The organism is Pseudomonas sp. SDO5591_S426 (assembly GCF_054070755.1).
In genome coordinates, this window is record NZ_JBSVXD010000007.1 from 57,093 (window position 1) to 72,363 (window position 15,271).

The following is a 15,271-nucleotide window of genomic DNA, read 5'->3' on the forward strand; positions in this document are numbered from 1 at the left end:
CCCATGCAAGTGCAACGTCAACCGAAACACCGCTTGTCCACACTGATGCTGGCGATCAGTGCCGCCGTGCTGATCAGCTCAAGCATTGCCCCATCGGCCATGGCCGAAACCCCGACCACTGCGACGACCCCGCCCATGCAATGTGCAACCGAAGCCACCCCGCGCTACACCAAAACGCCCACCGGCTATCTCATGGTCCTGCGCATGGGCGACAACGCCTTCAAGGAGCTGACCAAGCTGGCCATCGCCGAAAAAATCCCCAGCGCCTCGATCAGCGGCATCGGTTTCGGCAACGTGAAATTCGGTTTCTGGAACAAGGATAAAAAGGACTTCGACGCCAAGACTTTCAGCAACGTCGAAATGGCCAGCATCACCGGCTCCGTGGCGTGGAAAAACGACCAGCCGTCGATCCACATGCACGGTGTAGCCGGCGACGCCACGTTCCAGGCTTACGGCGGGCACATCCTCGACTTCGAAGTGACCACCGGCTCGATGGAAATCACCGTCATCGTCCACCAGCGTCGTCTGGAGCGCGGGATTGATCCGTGCATCGGCGCCAATGTGCTGGGCATTTAATACCTGCGATCTGCCACTCCCGCAGCTTTCTCGCGATTGCGTTTGCCGAGCTGTGGGAGCTCCCAACTTCCAACGATAAAAAACGGGCGACATCAATGAGCAGTAAACACATAGCGGCAACCCTGGCGCTGGGCGGCATCGTGCTCGGCAGCCAGGCACAGGCGGATTTCCTCAGCGACAGCAAAGCCACCCTGGGCCTGAAAAATTTCTACTTCAACAACGACAACCGCGACGGCACCGCCGCCCCTTCGAAAACCGAAGAATGGGCGCAAGGCTTTCTGCTCGATTACAAGTCGGGCTACACCGATGGCCAGTTCGGCTTCGGGGTCGACGCGCTAGGGCTGATGGGCGTGACGCTGGACAGCGGCAAGGACCGCCACGTCGGCAGCAGCATGATTCCGTCAGACAGCGACAACAGCGCCGTCGATGAATGGAGCCGTCTGGGCCTGACCGGCAAAGTCAAAGTCTCGAAAACCGAACTGCGCCTGGGCACGCTGATGCCGAAGCTGCCGATCCTGGTGTCGAACGATGGTCGGCTTTTGCCGCAGACCTTCGAGGGCGGCCAGTTGACCTCAGGCGAATTCAAGGACCTGACCTTGATCGGTGGGCGAATCGAACACGCCACTGGCCGTGGCTCCAGCGATCAAACCGGCCTGGCGGCCACCGGTGGCTTGCGCGAGAGCAACCAGTTCGACTTCGTCGGTGGCGACTGGAAAGTCACCAACGACCTGACCGCGCAGTATTACTACGCGCACCTGGACGACTATTACACCCAACAATTCTTCGGCCTGATCCACACGCTGACAATTGCCGACAATCAATCGCTGAAAACCGACCTGCGTTATTTCAAGACAGACGCGTCAGGTGAAAACAACGACGGCAGCACGGGTTACAGAATCAGCGGCTACACCGAAGGCAACGATGGTGAGATCGACAACAAGACCTGGAGCGCCGCGCTGACTTACACCCTGGGTGGCCACGCCGTCACGGCCGGCTATCAAAGCGTGTCCAGCGGCAGCGGTTTCACCCAACTCAATCAGGGTGGCCTGCCGGACAAAGGCGCGGGCGGCGCCAGTCTGTACCTTTACACCGACCGCCTGATCCAGACCTTCACCCGCGCCGGCGAGCGCACCGCGTTCGGCCAATATGCCTATGACTTCGCGGCCCTGGGCGTGCCGGGCCTGAAAGCCTCGGTCATCTACCTCAGCGGCGACAACATCAAGACCACGACCGGCTCGAACCAGAAGGAATGGGAACGGGACATCAGCCTCGACTACGCGCTGCAATCCGGTCCGCTCAAGGGGGTTGGATTTGGCTGGCGCAACGGCGAATCCCACAGTCAGGCGTCGCGCAATCAGGACCAGAACCGCTTGATCGTCAGCTACAGCATTCCATTGCTCTGACCGCTCCTGCGCATTGCAAACAAACGCCGCTCATCGAGCGGCGTTTTCATTTTTCCAGCGTCCTTTTTTCCGCAATCGGCCAAGGCTGGCCCTATCGCCGGAATACGTCGTCCGACGTCGCTAATTCGTAAATTCTCGCCGGTAACGCAGCGGCTTTTTTTGTCGACACAGTACATGATGCCAATCTGCCTTCACTGCATCATGTAATGACTGCCCTGCCCTTCGATCCCCCCTCTTCACTATGTTGACTCAGGAAAACCGGACTATGGAAAGCTGGAAAATCAGGACTCACCTTCTGCTGCTGACCAGTGCTTTACTGCTGGGACTGTTGTGCGTCGGTGGCCTTGGACTCTTGGGTATGCAATCCGCCGTGCACAGTCTGGAAACCGTGTATATGGATCGAGTCGTGCCGCTGCGGGACCTGAAAAAAATCGCCGACCTGTATGCGGTAAACATCGTCGATGCCACCCACAAGGCGCGCAATGGCAACTTCACCAAAGCCGAATCATTGAGCCGGATCGAGCAGGCCCAAAAAGAAATCGACCAGACGTGGAAAGCCTATAAATCGACGCGGCTGATTACCGCTGAAACGCGGCTGATCGCGCAAATCGATCCACTGATGGACGCCACCCGCGGGCCACTGCAAAGTCTGCAGGGCATGTTGCGCCAGAACGACGAAGCGGGTCTGGCACGATTCGCCATCGACCAGTTGTATCCGCTGATTGACCCGCTGTCAGACAAGTTTTCCGAGTTGATCGAGGTTCAACTGGTGGAAGCCAAGAACCAGTTCGAACAGAACCAGATCGCTTACCGCTCCAATCTGCAACTGTGCCTGCTGATCCTGGCATTGGCGACGATTGCGGGCGCCGCCTATTCATTGTTCTTCTCCCGGTTGCTCACCCGACAACTCGGCGCTGAACCCGCCGAATTGGCCGCCATCAGTTCGAACATCGCCCAGGGCAAACTCGCTCGCGCGCACGATGGCCGGCAAGGACCGTCAACCGGCGTTCTGCACTCGGTCCAGGCGATGCGCCACAGTCTCAGCGACATGATCGGCAAGATCAGCCAGGCCTCGGAACAGATCGAAGGCGCCACGCTGCAATTGTCCGCGTCTTCGGAACAGGGCTTGAGCAGTGCCGCGCTGCAAAGCGAAACCGCCTCATCCATGGCGGCCACGGTCGAAGAGCTTTCCGTGAGCATCAACCACATCGCCGACAACGCCCGACAGGCGCAAACCACCGCGCAGACCGCGGGCGACATCACCGGTGAAGGCATGGCCGTCATGCAGGCGTCCATTGAGGAAATGGGGCAGATTGCCGATCTGGTCGCGCAAAGCTCTTCCGACATCGATCAACTGGCGATCCAGTCGAATGACATCAGCCTGATTGTCGGTGTGATTCGCGGCATTGCCGAGCAGACCAACCTGCTGGCCCTCAATGCCGCCATCGAAGCGGCACGCGCCGGTGAACAAGGTCGCGGCTTCGCCGTGGTTGCCGATGAAGTCCGCAGCCTGGCTGCTCGCACGGCCCAGTCCACCACCGAGATCGTGGCGTTGGTAGCAGCGATCCAGAACGGCATGGTCAAGGCCAAGGACAGCATGGCCGCCGGCTGCGAGCGTGTGACCCACGGCCAGAAACTGGTCGAAAGCGCCGGGCAATCCATGAACCGGATCAAAGGCGCACTGGACGAATCGATTGCGGCGGTCAGCTTCATTTCGTTGTCGTTGCAAGAACAACGCGCCGCCAGCGACCAGGTCGCCAGCAACGTCGAAAAAGTCGCGCAAAGCGTCGAAGAAAACGCAACGGCCCAAGGCGGGATCGTGCGCACAACCCAGGAACTCAAAGCCATGTCCGACGGACTGGGGGTTATTTTGCAGCGGTTCAGCCTGTAACTGACGGCCGACAACAACATTGTCATGAACAAGCGCTACGATGAATTGACGGCATTCATTATTGAATGCCGCGAAGACGCCGACGTTCGCGAGGAATGCATGCAGTTCGAGGAAAAATCATGGCCCTGAAAACCCTGCTGATCTATTGGCCGCTGCTGTCGATCGCCATCGTAGTCGTCCTGTGTCGTATTGTTCATAACGCCAAGGTCGCGCTTGCGGCGCTGGAGATTCAGGCTCCGGATCGACAGCCTCTGCGGGCAGAACCCGGCGATGCCGGCAAGGGTGTGAGCCGTAACTCGGAGGCGGATCGCCGCGTGGCATGAATGCCGGGTTTAACAGCTGATTTTCATCCATAAAAAAACCGGCCTTTCAGCCGGTTTTTTTATTCACTCAACAACACTTCGGTCCAGCCTTGCTGCCGTACCGGGCTTCCTGGCGTTCCCGAAAGAACGCCTCGTAGTCCATCAACGGCTTGTCCGGGTGTTTGGTTTGCATGTGCTCGACGTAGTTGTCGTAGTCGGGCATGCCCACCATCAGGCGCGCGGCCTGACCGAGGTATTTGCCGAGACGACTCAAGTCATTGAACATGATCAGGCTTCCGGCAGCGCTTGGTATGGCGCTTCTTTATCCGTGCGCTCCTTGGTGCCCCAGGCGGCGATGCCGACCTTGAGCGCAAAGAACAGGATGCTGAACACCACGAACAGGAACAAAGCAGTCAGCGTTGCGTTGGTGTAGGCGTTGAAGATCACGTGCTGCATCTGGTCGATGCTCTTGGCCGGGGCCAGGAATTGGCCGTTGGCCAGGGCATCGCTGTACTTCTTGGCCAGAGCCAGGAAACCGATCGCCGGGTTGGCGTCGAACAGCTTGATGAAGCCTGCGGTGGTGGTGCAGATCAGCAGCCACACGGCTGGAAGCAAAGTCACCCAGACGTAGCGCTGGCGCTTCATTTTGATCAGCACAACGGTGCCGAGCATCAGCGCGATACCGGCCAGCATCTGGTTGGAGATGCCGAACAGCGGCCACAACGTGTTGATGCCGCCCAGCGGATCGATCACGCCTTGGTACAGCAGGTAACCCCACATCGCCACGCAACCGGCGGTTGCCACCAGGTTGGCGGTCCACGATTCGGTGCGTTTCAGCGCTGGCACGAAGGAGCCGAGCAGGTCTTGCAGCATGAAACGTCCGGCACGGGTACCGGCGTCTACAGCGGTGAGGATGAACAGCGCTTCGAACAGGATCGCGAAGTGGTACCAGAACGCCATGGTGTTTTCACCCGGCAGGACGTGGTGGAGGATCTGCGCGATACCGACCGCCAGGGTCGGCGCACCGCCGGCACGGGCCAGGATGGTGGTTTCACCGATATCATGGGCGACCGCATGCAGCGCTTCCGGGGTGATTGCAAAACCCCAGCTGCTGACGGTTTGCGCGACGGCAACAGCGTCGGCACCGACGACGGCGGCCGGGCTGTTCATGGCGAAGTACACGCCCGGATCGATCACCGAAGCCGCAACCATGGCCATGATCGCTACGAACGATTCCATCAGCATGCCGCCGTAACCGATGTAGCGGGCGTGACCCTCGCTGGCCAGCAATTTCGGCGTGGTGCCGGAAGCGATCAGCGCATGGAAACCCGATACCGCGCCACAGGCGATGGTGATGAACAGGAACGGGAACAGACCGCCCTTCCACACCGGACCGGTGCCGTCGACGAATTGGGTCAGCGCCGGCATTCTCAGCTCGGGCATGGTCACCAGGATGCCGATGGCCAGGGCGACGATGGTGCCGATTTTCAGGAAGGTCGACAGGTAGTCACGCGGGGCCAGGATCAGCCACACCGGCAACACTGCCGCGACGAAACCGTAACCGATCAGCATCCAGGTGATCTGAATACCGGTGAAGGTAAAGGCCTTGGCCCAGACCGGGTCAGCGGCAATCTGCCCACCGAGCCAGATCGAACCGAGCAGCAACAGCACGCCGATGATGGAGATCTCACCGATGCGGCCCGGGCGGATGTAGCGCATGTAGATGCCCATGAACATCGCGATCGGGATGGTCGCCATCACGGTGAAGATGCCCCACGGGCTCTCGGCCAACGCTTTCACGACGATCAACGCCAGCACCGCGAGGATGATGATCATGATCAGGAAGCAGCCGAACAGCGCGATGGTGCCGGGGATGCGGCCCATTTCTTCACGAACCATGTCGCCCAGCGAGCGACCGTTGCGGCGGGTGGACATGAACAGGACCATGAAGTCCTGAACGGCACCGGCCAGCACCACACCCGCGATCAGCCAGAGCACGCCGGGCAAGTAGCCCATCTGCGCCGCCAATACCGGACCGACCAGCGGCCCCGCGCCGGCGATGGCCGCGAAGTGGTGACCGAAGAGTACGTGTTTGTTGGTCGGCACATAGTCCAGACCATCGTTGTTGAGCACAGCCGGGGTGGCTCGATTGGGGTCGAGTTGCATCACTTTATTGGCGATGAACAGGCTGTAATAACGGTATGCGACGAGGTAGATAGCGACGGCTGCGACTACGATCCACAGGGCGTTGATCGCTTCGCCGCGGCGCAGGGCCACGACACTTAGCGCAATCGCTCCCAGGACAGCCACGGCAAACCAGGCGAGGTGTTTAGCCAGACGGGGCATAGAGGGTCTCCTGCCGACAGCTCGTGACTGCGGCGGTAATTTTTATAATTGTGTCCGCTGTGCGGAGCTGGCCCAATATCCGCGCATGCCGTCCACAAATAAATCCGCGTTACTACGTACGTGGTGTCTACGTAGTTCTACGTAGATGACCCCATTCCCTTCTTGTAGGGGCGAGCTTGCTCGCGAAAAACGTAAAGCCGACACCACTCAGCGCCTGAAATACCATCGCGAGCAAGCTCGCTCCTACAAGGCGTATCTTTGGCATATGATGCCGAGCCTTCGCGCGGGCAGGAGTCAACATGCAGCTCAAACACAAGATCGTCGCCCTCGGCATTCTGCCGCTGGTGCTGGCCATTGCCGTCATTTGCGCACTGGTCATTTCGCTGAACCGCCAACTGGGCGATCAACAGGCGCAGCTGATCGAAGACAGCATCCTGATGAGCAAACGCGCGGAGTTGAAAAACTACGTGGAAATGGCGAAAAGCCTGATCGAACCGCTGTACGACGATGGCCACGGCGACGCCCACGCCCAGCAACAAGTGCTGGAAGAATTGCGCAAGCTCAGCTTTGGCATCAACGGGTACTTCTTCGTCTACGACCACGAAGGCCGTAGCCTGATGCACGCGCGGCAGTCGGAGCTGGTGGGCAAATATCTGTGGGACATGAAAGACCCGCACGGTCTGCCGGTGATCCAGGCGTTGCTCAAAAGCGCGCAATCGGGCGAAGGCTTTCAACGCTACGCCTGGAACAAACCCTCCTCCGGTCAGGTCACCGACAAGCTCGCTTACGTAGTGATGCTCGATCGTTGGGGCTGGATGCTCGGCACTGGCATCTACCTCGAAGACGTCGAGCGCGCCACCCAGCAGGCCCGCGCCGAAGTGGCCCAAGGCATTCGCAAGACCATGATGGCGATTGCCGTGGTCGCCCTCGTTGCGGTGTTGTTCGTGTTTGCCACCGGCATGACGCTGAACGTCAGCGAGCATCGTCTGGCGGACAAAAAACTGCAGCGCCTGACTCAACGCATCGTCAGTCTGCAGGAGGAAGAACGATCGCGAGTCTCCCGCGAGTTGCACGACGGGATCAGCCAGGTGCTGGTCTCGATCAAGTTTCAGTTCGAGCTGGCCAGCCATCTACTGGAGAGCGGACAGGCACACGACAAGGGTTTGAACACGTTAAGAGACGCCACCGAGCGTCTGGGTGAAGCGATTGGCGAGGTTCGCAGCCTGTCCCACGACCTGCGCTCATCGTTGCTCGACACCCTCGGCCTGTCGGCAGCCATCGGCCAACTGGCGGCGGAGTTCGAGCAGCGCAGCGGTCTTACGGTGACCTATAACGACAATGAATTTGACTGCCAACTGGTTGATGGTGCCGCTGTTTCGTTGTTCCGCATCGTGCAGGAAGGCCTGACCAATATCGAACGCCACGCCGGGGCAAAAAACGTTTCCATTACCCTGCGCGGCTGTGAACAATCCGTACGGCTGACGGTGGTTGATGACGGTGTGGGGTTCAATGTCGCCCAGGTCGAACGTCGTCACGCCGGCATTGGCCTGCGTAATATCCGTGAGCGGGTCGAACACTTTGGTGGTCGGTTCGACCTAATTTCGGCGCCCGGACGCAGTGAGCTGGATGTTCTGTTGCCGATGAAACTGCCCGGCGGCAAACGCTGACATCGCCCCGAAAACAACAAGAGTGAAAGCTGAATGAACCTGCCCTCCCCGATCCGCGTCGCGTTGGTTGACGATCACTCCCTGGTCCGCGACGGCATCAAGGCGTTGCTGGCTGTCATGGCCCCTCTGGAAGTGGTGGGTGAAGCTGAAAGCGGCGCCGAGGCGATCGAGATGGTCGGACGTTGCCAACCGGACCTGTTGCTGGTCGACATCAGCCTGCGGGACATGAACGGCCTGGAGCTGACCCGCGTGCTGCGCAGCCAGTACCCGTCGCTCAAAGTGTTGGTGTTGAGCATGTACGACAATTACGAGTACGTCAGTGAATCGGTGCGTTCCGGTGCTAGTGGCTATGTGCTGAAAAATGCGCCGTCACGGGAAATCATCGCGGCCATTGAAGCCATCACCCGCGGCGGGACGTTCTACAGCGCCGAAATCGCCCAGCGACTGATCGCCGACAAGAACACCGACAACGAGCTGACGCCTCGGGAAAGCCAAGTGTTAGTGAAGATGGCGCAAGGGTTGAACAACAAGGAAATGGCGCGGGAACTGGACATCAGCGTGCGCACGGTGGAAACCCATCGCTTGAGCATTCGGCGCAAGCTCAACATCGACAAGCCTGCGGCGCTGGTCAAATACGCCCTGGATCACGGGCTTATTTCTCGCTAGCGACCAATGAACCTGTAGGAGCAGAGCTTGCTCGCGATGGCGCCGTATCAGTCGACTTACATTCTGAGTGTACCGGCCTCATCGCGAGCAAGCTCTGCTCCTACAGTTAGCGGTGCGCAACCATTGACTGCGTCAATAGTCACCATTAACTCAATGAAGTTCTCTTAAAAAATCCACGGCGTAACATCAGCTCCATACCAACCAATAACACCCCGGAGCACACGATCATGAAACGCCAAACCATCCTCAGCATCGCTTTCTCGATCTTCGCAGTTAACGCTTTCGCCGCAACTTCTGCTCAACCTGTCGTCGCTGAAGGCGGCTCGGATCGACTGATTGAAAGCCGTGTGGCTGAAGGTGGTTCGGATCGTCTGATCCAGAATCGTGTAGCTGAAGGCGGTTCTGATCGCCTGATCGAAAACCGCGTCGCTGCTGATGGTTCGGATCGCCTGCAAGGCAACTCCGTCGCCGCCGATGGCTCGGATCGCCTGCAAGGCAACTCGGTCGCTTGACCCACTTGTTTCATCGCAACACCCACAAAAAACCCGGCCTGATCAGCCGGGTTTTTTCATGCTTCTTCAGCCGGATGATGGCAACTCAGCTCCCCGCACCACCGTGTGCTTCTTCAAAAAAGTAGTCCTTCCAGCTATCCGCCTTGTTTTTCAGCACGCCCAGCGCCTGCAGTTTTTCGGCGTAGACAGCTGTGCGCTGCGGAGTAATCGTGAAGTCGATTTCAGGATCGTTGACGATTTTCTCAACCAGCGGCAGCGGCAACTTCGATTGCTCGACCCGAATGTAGGTCGCGGCCGCCGCAGACGTGTCGGCCTTGATGATTTTCTCAGCCTCGGCCAACGCGTCGTAGAACGCCTTGTAGGTTTTCGGGTTTTCGTCGTGGAATTTTTCAGTGGTGTAGAGCACGTTAAACGTGGCCTGACCGCCCAATACGTCGTAGGAACTCAACACTTTGTGCACGTTGGGACTCTGCAATTCCTGATACTGGAACGGCGGACTGGAAAAGTGCGAGCTGATTTCCGAGCCACCGGCGATCAGCGCCGCCGTCGCGTCCGGGTGCGCAAGGCTGATCGAGATGTCGTCGAACTTCTTGAAATGCTCATCGCCAAACTGTTTGGCCGTTTCGATCTGCAACGTACGCGACTGGAACCCGACGCCCGCCGCCGGCACCGCGATGCGGTCCTTTTCGGTGAAGTCCTTGAGGCTCTTCACATTCGGGTTATTGGTCAGCAAGTAGTTGGGCATCGAGCCGAGCGACGCGATCGCCTTGACGTTCTGTTTGCCCTTGGTCCGATCCCAAATCGTCAGCATCGGCGGCACGCCCGCCGACACCACGTCCAGTGCACCGGCCAACAGCGCCTCGTTCATCGCCGTGGCGCCGGAAATGCTGTTCCAGTCGACCTTGATGTCCAGGCCCTGCTCCTTGCCATGTTTCTCGATGAGCTGCTGATCGCGCACCACATCCAGAATCAGGTAACCGATGCCAAATTGCTGGGCGATGCTGATCTTGCCTTCCGCCTGTGCACCCGGGCTGAGCAATACACCCACCGCTGCAACGGATGCCGCCAACAGCGTCAACCCTGAGTTCTTGAAACGACCCACCATGAAAACCTCATCAATAAATTAACGAACAAAAGTCCTCACGCGATCCGTAGCAGCTGGCGAAGCCTGCGTTCGGCTGCTACAGAAAAGCGTTGAGACCGGACTCAGAGTTTGGCTATCGAGACTTCGGTGGATTTGACGAAGGCAATGACTTCGCTCCCGACCTTCAATTCCAGGTCACGCACCGAACGGGTGGTAATCACCGAAGTGACAATGCCCGACGCCGTTTGCACGTCGATTTCGGTGACCACTTCGCCTTCGAGAATTTCCTTGATGACGCCCTTGAACTGATTACGGACGTTGATCGCTTTGATAGTCATGATGAGGCTTCCTGTCTGATGTCGAGCCCTTCCGCATGGATGGGCAGGCGCTCAAAGTGCACCTCCATTGATCACAACAAAAGGAATAAATAATTACCTATTTATAGCGTTAGGGAATATAAGCGCATTACTTGGCACCGAATCCGGCTGGATGCCGGGGTTGTGCAGGAGCGAGAGCTTTTCCGCTGGCAGGCGCGGAGCAAACTGCCAACTCTTGCGGCCGAGGGCGTCGTAGCCGAAGCAGCTGGTAAGCGTGCCCTGGGTACGCAGGACTTCACGGTGCAGGCCGTCACGCTCGATGTCGCTGATGAGCTGGCCGTCGAGGTTGAGTTGGTGCAGATGGCCGCTGCCGTAGTACAGGTGATTAAGGTGTTGGCCGGTGGGCAACGTCAGCGTGGTGAGGTTGCTCAGTGGATCGTATTCGTAGACCAAGTGCGACTTGGGGATTGATCTCTTTGATCAGAAGCCCCGGAAGGTCTTAGGCGAACTCTAGCTGGATCGCTGCGAGCGCGGCTCAAATAGAAAAACGATATCGCTGGCGAGCGACAAAAACATGGTGGCTGAAAGGACATTTCAGCCACCGGATACCTTACTATTAAAGAGCTCGATGAATGTGATTCTAATAGTCTTTTCCAAACGGATCCAAACTACCCACAACCTTAGAATCGAATAAATCACGGAAAGCTGACAAATACACCCCCCTTCAACTTAACTCAAAAAAACTCTCCAAGAAGTCGTTAAAATCTGCCCACTGGGGCTTGAGCCTCCCCTGTTTAAACTCAGCCAATGAACCGCCAAGAGAAAGTTCGACAACTTCACCGGTTAGCTTATTATAAAAAAAACCACTCTCACCCTCAAAACTATCCAGTGGAAGATACTCAATAGAAATCCCAAGCGTTTCATGAGTTCGCTTCAGCGCCAAATCAAAATTGGTATTTTTTGAAAACCAGCAAATTTGATATATCTCTTTGCCACGACTCATAAAAGTCGGCCCATCCTCAACATGAAGATAGAACTGACTGAAATCGCTTGAAGCATCAACGCCTATTTTTTTTAGTTCTATTTCATAATCAGCGCTGACATCATCATACCACCAACCTTGCTCCTTAAAATAATCTACAGCTTTTTTAGAAATCATATGTTCACCCGCAACTCACAAACTGCTAGAAAGCACAGAGTTTCGATTATTAATCCGCCCCTTCTAATAACTCTCTCGATTCTCACTGAGAAATCTCTCGGGCGGTACGCAACTCGCAGACCGCCTGATCTTTACCATCGGTGCGCATCAACACTTGGCCTAGGACGTTACACTTGAGCGGCTTGGCGTTACCTTCCGCACCGCTCTAAAATATCTCGAAATAATGCTAAATTTTTAAATACCAAAATCAGCCAAACAACATCCACTAAAAAACTTTGAATGCATCATTCTCATAGTAAAACTTAAACGCTTCAAAATAATCCTCTACCGTCGCGCCCCCCATCAACTGTTGATTAGCATTTGAAATCACATCCTCAATCATGGGAGTATCCAACGTTTCTTTCCAGCCATCGCTCGCCACTTGCGGTGGCAAATAGTCGGTTGATTCGGGAGGAAAATCTCGGCTATCTAATGAAAATGCCCCCCTCGTATCTAACGTCCATGGCGCATCTGGTAGATAAAACCATGAATCCGGCATTACACGTATATCTTCCAATACTTCCCTAATACTATATGTTTTCACATTCACCTCAACATGCTGAACTTTGCAATTTTTTAAAACCACCCTGTTGATTAGGGTGAAGGCTATTTTGTACAGGACCAGGCGCCTGATGTTGGGACCTGGGTATCAATTCAATATCCTTTGGTGTTTGAGCATTGTGGTGCCAAGAATGATTTGGTGGACTCCTGTCACTAAACCCTCCTCTTGGCCCAGGTTTAATATGCTCCACAACCTCAGGTGGAAGAGCGGAGTTTAACTCAGGATATTTCAACGTCCTATTGTACAATTCTTCATTCGCATATCGAAAATGTGTAGGCCTCCCAGAGGCATGTATATCTTGTGGCATCTCTACACTCGTCCACACGCTGTACTGACTACTAGACAAAGGTCTACCACTAGCATCGAACCCAGTCCATCCAAGTGGATCGATCCAACCTGTTGGGTTAAGCACATAGCGATAGAGATTGCTTCCCCCATCCAACCCAATCGGATCCTGCGTAACAAACCGCCCCACCTCCGGATCGTAATACCGAAACGTGTTGTAGTGCAGCCCCGTCTCATCGTCAAAATACTGCCCCTGAAACCGCAGGCTCTGCTCGACGTCATTGACCGCCAGCTTCTCAACCGCCCCCCACGCCTTGTACGTCGCCTGCCAGACAATCTGCCCTTCACGGTCAGTCATCTCCAAAGGCGTACCAATCTGGTCAGTATGGAAGTAATAAACCTTCTGCTCTTCACCCTCAGCCTGATCCACCCGCGCCAACGGCGCATAACTCCCCGGCTCATACAGGTACAAACTGCTCTGCCCCGGACGCTCCTCACGCAGCATCCGCAGGCCTTGCCACAAGAAGTGCTTCTGCTCGGTTTTACCCTTGACCTCTGAAACCTTGCCAACCCGCCGCCCCAAACTGTCGTACCGATAAAAACCGGTACTTTCCAGCTTGCCATTAACCAACGTCTCAGCCCGCACCAAGCGATTTTCACAGTCATAACAAAACGTCTGCAGCGTGCCCATGCCGCTGCGTTTTTCAATCAGGTTGCCCCACGCATCGTAGGCATATTCCTGATCCCGCCAGCGCTTGAGGCGGTTGTCTTTGACGTGGTCAAACTGGCTGGTGTTGAAGTTCAGCCGGTTCGCCGCGGCGTCGTAGCGAAATTCTTCGCTGTCGATCAACTGGCCGGTGTCGCGGCTGTGCAGTTGGCCGTTGGCTTCGTATTCGTATTTGATCTCGCCGCGCAGTTTGTCGAGGGTGCGGGTCAACTCGCCGGCCGGGTCGTACTGGTGACGGCGGTGGATCGGGTTGTAGGCGTGCTCGACCAGCAGGTCGGGCTGGATGCCGGGGTTGTGGATTTTCGAGAGTTTTTCCGCCGGCAGGCGCGAAGCAAACTGCCAACTCTTGCGACCCATGGCGTCGTAGCCGAAACAGCTGGTGAGTGTGCCCTGGGTGCATTGGATCTAATGCTGACAAGGGCACCAACTAGCTATCAAATCGAATTAGATGCCGATATCTAGCAACCACCCCCTCATACTTAACAGCTTTGACCCCGCTTAAGATCATCTCACTTTCCTTCTCGAGCTTTTCTTTCAGATTTGCCACCGAGCCGTTTAACCCCAACTCTTTCTTGATTGCCAGCACTTCTTGCGGCGTGGCTTTGGCTTTACCTACAGCAACAATACCTACCGAGTCCGCCAGTATGTTTGCCTCACCAAGGATATGCGCTACCAACACTTCAACTGACGAGAATACTTCCGCATCACCTAAGAATGGATCACCGGAATCAATGAGATAAAATTTATCTTCCACAGACCTATCGATCAAAACAAGCCTGCCACCAGAGTCGTCGCCCACCAAAAGCTGCCCTGGAAAATCCTTGTCTACTTCGTAAGTCCTATTGCGCTCAACTATTTCCTCCGTTGAATAAATCAATACTTGATCATTAAGTAAAGCTCCATTATAGAGAGTCCAAAATCTGGCAATCCATACACTCTCATCGACCCCCAACGAGTTGACAACCTCATGTATCGTGGCTGCCGACGCGGGTGGTTTTACTTCTGTGAATTTTAGGCTCATTGAAATGCCCCTAACGAATCAAAATATTTATATGACCTACTGGCAGCCTTTTTCGCGGCGCCAGGATCAACTCCGGCGTCAATTAGTTCTTTGTAAGCGACGCCAAACTCTTCCTTAATCGTACCGCCAAACCCAGAAAGTCGACGCCTGGATCGCTGAAGCGAAGAGATAATCGCATGAGGCTCTCCCGAAGAGCTTTTTAGAAGAATAGCAGGTGCCTCGTTCCTCTTATATCCGGTGATATTTCTTTTAGCCCACTCGTCTTGGATAAAATGGTGTGACTGAACTAGCTTATCTTCCGAAATATTCTTGTGCCCCGACGCTCTGTTAACGCCTGGTGACAGGTTACCGTGAGCATCAACATCACCAGCTTTGTAGCCGCCGGGACGATTGCAACTCCACCCCCATGCATCGGTCCATCCGATGGAATTAGGAGCGTACTGATACAGGTTCTCCCCGCCTATCAGCCCAATCGGATCCTGCGTAACAAACCGCCCCACCTCCGGATCGTAATACCGAAACGTGTTGTAGTGCAGCCCCGTCTCGTCATCAAAATACTGCCCCTGAAACCGCAGGTTCTGCTCGACTTCATTGACCGCCAGCTTCTCAACCGCCCCCCAAGCCTTGTACGTCGCCTGCCAGACAATGCTCCCATCCGCGTCCGTCATCTCCAACGGCGTACCAATCTGGTCGGTATGGAAGTAGTAAAGCTGC

At 56.1% G+C, this 15,271-nt stretch carries 14 protein-coding genes and 4 pseudogenes; 8 read left to right on the forward strand and 10 right to left on the reverse strand.

What is annotated here, in order from left to right; all coding sequences use genetic code 11:
* Window positions 1–3 precede the first annotated feature (3 nt).
* The 5 genes and pseudogenes from ACW9JC_RS03200 to ACW9JC_RS03220 all read left to right on the forward strand — a co-directional run bounded on the left by ACW9JC_RS03200 (window position 4) and on the right by ACW9JC_RS03220 (window position 4,193).
* Window positions 4–576 carry a PPC domain-containing DNA-binding protein gene (locus ACW9JC_RS03200; protein ID WP_457453530.1) on the forward strand — a complete coding sequence of 191 codons (573 nt, stop codon included), beginning with the start codon at window positions 4–6 and terminating at the stop codon, window positions 574–576.
* A gap of 95 nt (window positions 577–671) precedes the next feature.
* Window positions 672–1,979 (forward strand): OprD family porin, encoded by a 1,308-nt coding sequence (locus ACW9JC_RS03205; RefSeq protein WP_457453532.1) that lies wholly within the window; start codon window positions 672–674, stop codon window positions 1,977–1,979.
* A 265-nt stretch (window positions 1,980–2,244) separates the two neighbouring features.
* Window positions 2,245–2,769, forward strand: a pseudogene (locus ACW9JC_RS03210) (Tar ligand binding domain-containing protein); the annotation flags it as partial.
* 492 nt (window positions 2,770–3,261) lie between these two features.
* Complete coding sequence (locus ACW9JC_RS03215; protein ID WP_457453553.1) at window positions 3,262–3,870, forward strand: methyl-accepting chemotaxis protein; 609 nt, start codon at window positions 3,262–3,264, stop codon at window positions 3,868–3,870.
* Between the two features lie 119 nt (window positions 3,871–3,989).
* A complete protein-coding gene (locus ACW9JC_RS03220) occupies window positions 3,990–4,193 on the forward strand; it encodes a hypothetical protein (RefSeq protein ID WP_457453533.1) in 204 nt (67 codons plus the stop codon).
* 67 nt (window positions 4,194–4,260) lie between these two features.
* Here ACW9JC_RS03220 and ACW9JC_RS03225 read toward each other — a convergent pair whose 3' ends face one another.
* Both ACW9JC_RS03225 and ACW9JC_RS03230 read right to left on the reverse strand, forming a co-directional pair.
* Window positions 4,261–4,458, reverse strand: coding sequence for a YbdD/YjiX family protein (locus ACW9JC_RS03225; RefSeq protein WP_034150399.1), 198 nt, complete (start codon window positions 4,456–4,458; stop codon window positions 4,261–4,263).
* A gap of 2 nt (window positions 4,459–4,460) precedes the next feature.
* Entirely contained in the window at window positions 4,461–6,518 is a 2,058-nt protein-coding gene (locus tag ACW9JC_RS03230; RefSeq protein WP_457453535.1) for a carbon starvation CstA family protein, read from the reverse strand.
* Between the two features lie 299 nt (window positions 6,519–6,817).
* On the opposite strand from ACW9JC_RS03230, the gene ACW9JC_RS03235 reads away from it, so the two are divergent.
* From ACW9JC_RS03235 to ACW9JC_RS03245, 3 genes and pseudogenes are all read left to right on the forward strand, one after another.
* Window positions 6,818–8,185: a cache domain-containing protein gene (locus ACW9JC_RS03235; protein WP_457453537.1), complete on the forward strand. Its 1,368-nt coding sequence runs from the start codon at window positions 6,818–6,820 to the stop codon at window positions 8,183–8,185.
* Between the two features lie 33 nt (window positions 8,186–8,218).
* Window positions 8,219–8,851, forward strand: coding sequence for a response regulator (locus tag ACW9JC_RS03240; protein WP_457453539.1), 633 nt, complete (start codon window positions 8,219–8,221; stop codon window positions 8,849–8,851).
* 227 nt (window positions 8,852–9,078) lie between these two features.
* Window positions 9,079–9,360, forward strand: a pseudogene (locus ACW9JC_RS03245) (hypothetical protein); the annotation flags it as partial.
* Window positions 9,361–9,448: 88 nt separating this feature from the next.
* On the opposite strand, the gene ACW9JC_RS03250 reads toward ACW9JC_RS03245, so the two are convergent.
* The 8 genes and pseudogenes from ACW9JC_RS03250 to ACW9JC_RS03285 all read right to left on the reverse strand — a co-directional run.
* Entirely contained in the window at window positions 9,449–10,468 is a 1,020-nt protein-coding gene (locus tag ACW9JC_RS03250; protein ID WP_457453541.1) for an ABC transporter substrate-binding protein, read from the reverse strand.
* A gap of 101 nt (window positions 10,469–10,569) precedes the next feature.
* Window positions 10,570–10,785: a TOBE domain-containing protein gene (locus tag ACW9JC_RS03255; RefSeq protein WP_457453543.1), complete on the reverse strand. Its 216-nt coding sequence runs from the start codon at window positions 10,783–10,785 to the stop codon at window positions 10,570–10,572.
* A 123-nt stretch (window positions 10,786–10,908) separates the two neighbouring features.
* Window positions 10,909–11,263 (reverse strand): annotated as a pseudogene (locus ACW9JC_RS03260) (hypothetical protein); the annotation flags it as partial.
* Between the two features lie 225 nt (window positions 11,264–11,488).
* Window positions 11,489–11,923: a hypothetical protein gene (locus ACW9JC_RS03265; protein ID WP_457453544.1), complete on the reverse strand. Its 435-nt coding sequence runs from the start codon at window positions 11,921–11,923 to the stop codon at window positions 11,489–11,491.
* 265 nt (window positions 11,924–12,188) lie between these two features.
* Window positions 12,189–12,506, reverse strand: a complete 318-nt coding sequence (locus ACW9JC_RS03270; protein ID WP_150715141.1) for a DUF7716 domain-containing protein — start codon at window positions 12,504–12,506, stop codon at window positions 12,189–12,191.
* 391 nt (window positions 12,507–12,897) lie between these two features.
* Window positions 12,898–13,932 (reverse strand): annotated as a pseudogene (locus ACW9JC_RS03275) (RHS repeat domain-containing protein); the annotation flags it as partial.
* A 31-nt stretch (window positions 13,933–13,963) separates the two neighbouring features.
* A complete protein-coding gene (locus tag ACW9JC_RS03280) occupies window positions 13,964–14,557 on the reverse strand; it encodes an SMI1/KNR4 family protein (protein ID WP_457453546.1) in 594 nt (197 codons plus the stop codon).
* A partial coding sequence (locus ACW9JC_RS03285; RefSeq protein WP_457453548.1) for an RHS repeat-associated core domain-containing protein occupies window positions 14,554–15,271 on the reverse strand: 718 nt, incomplete at its 5' end. The genes ACW9JC_RS03285 and ACW9JC_RS03280, both read right to left, overlap by 4 nt.

Excerpts from the sequence above, each read along its gene's own strand:
- ACW9JC_RS03280 (WP_457453546.1), bottom strand. The coding sequence starts at position 14,557 with ATGAGCCTAAAATTCACAGAAGTAAAACCACCCGCGTCGGCAGCCACG.
- ACW9JC_RS03255 (WP_457453543.1), bottom strand. The coding sequence starts at position 10,785 with ATGACTATCAAAGCGATCAACGTCCGTAATCAGTTCAAGGGCGTCATC.
- ACW9JC_RS03230 (WP_457453535.1), bottom strand. The coding sequence starts at position 6,518 with ATGCCCCGTCTGGCTAAACACCTCGCCTGGTTTGCCGTGGCTGTCCTG.
- ACW9JC_RS03235 (WP_457453537.1), top strand. The coding sequence starts at position 6,818 with ATGCAGCTCAAACACAAGATCGTCGCCCTCGGCATTCTGCCGCTGGTG.
- ACW9JC_RS03220 (WP_457453533.1), top strand. The coding sequence starts at position 3,990 with ATGGCCCTGAAAACCCTGCTGATCTATTGGCCGCTGCTGTCGATCGCC.
- ACW9JC_RS03225 (WP_034150399.1), bottom strand. The coding sequence starts at position 4,458 with ATGTTCAATGACTTGAGTCGTCTCGGCAAATACCTCGGTCAGGCCGCG.
- ACW9JC_RS03215 (WP_457453553.1), top strand. The coding sequence starts at position 3,262 with ATGCAGGCGTCCATTGAGGAAATGGGGCAGATTGCCGATCTGGTCGCG.
- ACW9JC_RS03240 (WP_457453539.1), top strand. The coding sequence starts at position 8,219 with ATGAACCTGCCCTCCCCGATCCGCGTCGCGTTGGTTGACGATCACTCC.
- ACW9JC_RS03250 (WP_457453541.1), bottom strand. The coding sequence starts at position 10,468 with ATGGTGGGTCGTTTCAAGAACTCAGGGTTGACGCTGTTGGCGGCATCC.
- ACW9JC_RS03265 (WP_457453544.1), bottom strand. The coding sequence starts at position 11,923 with ATGATTTCTAAAAAAGCTGTAGATTATTTTAAGGAGCAAGGTTGGTGG.
- ACW9JC_RS03205 (WP_457453532.1), top strand. The coding sequence starts at position 672 with ATGAGCAGTAAACACATAGCGGCAACCCTGGCGCTGGGCGGCATCGTG.
- ACW9JC_RS03200 (WP_457453530.1), top strand. The coding sequence starts at position 4 with ATGCAAGTGCAACGTCAACCGAAACACCGCTTGTCCACACTGATGCTG.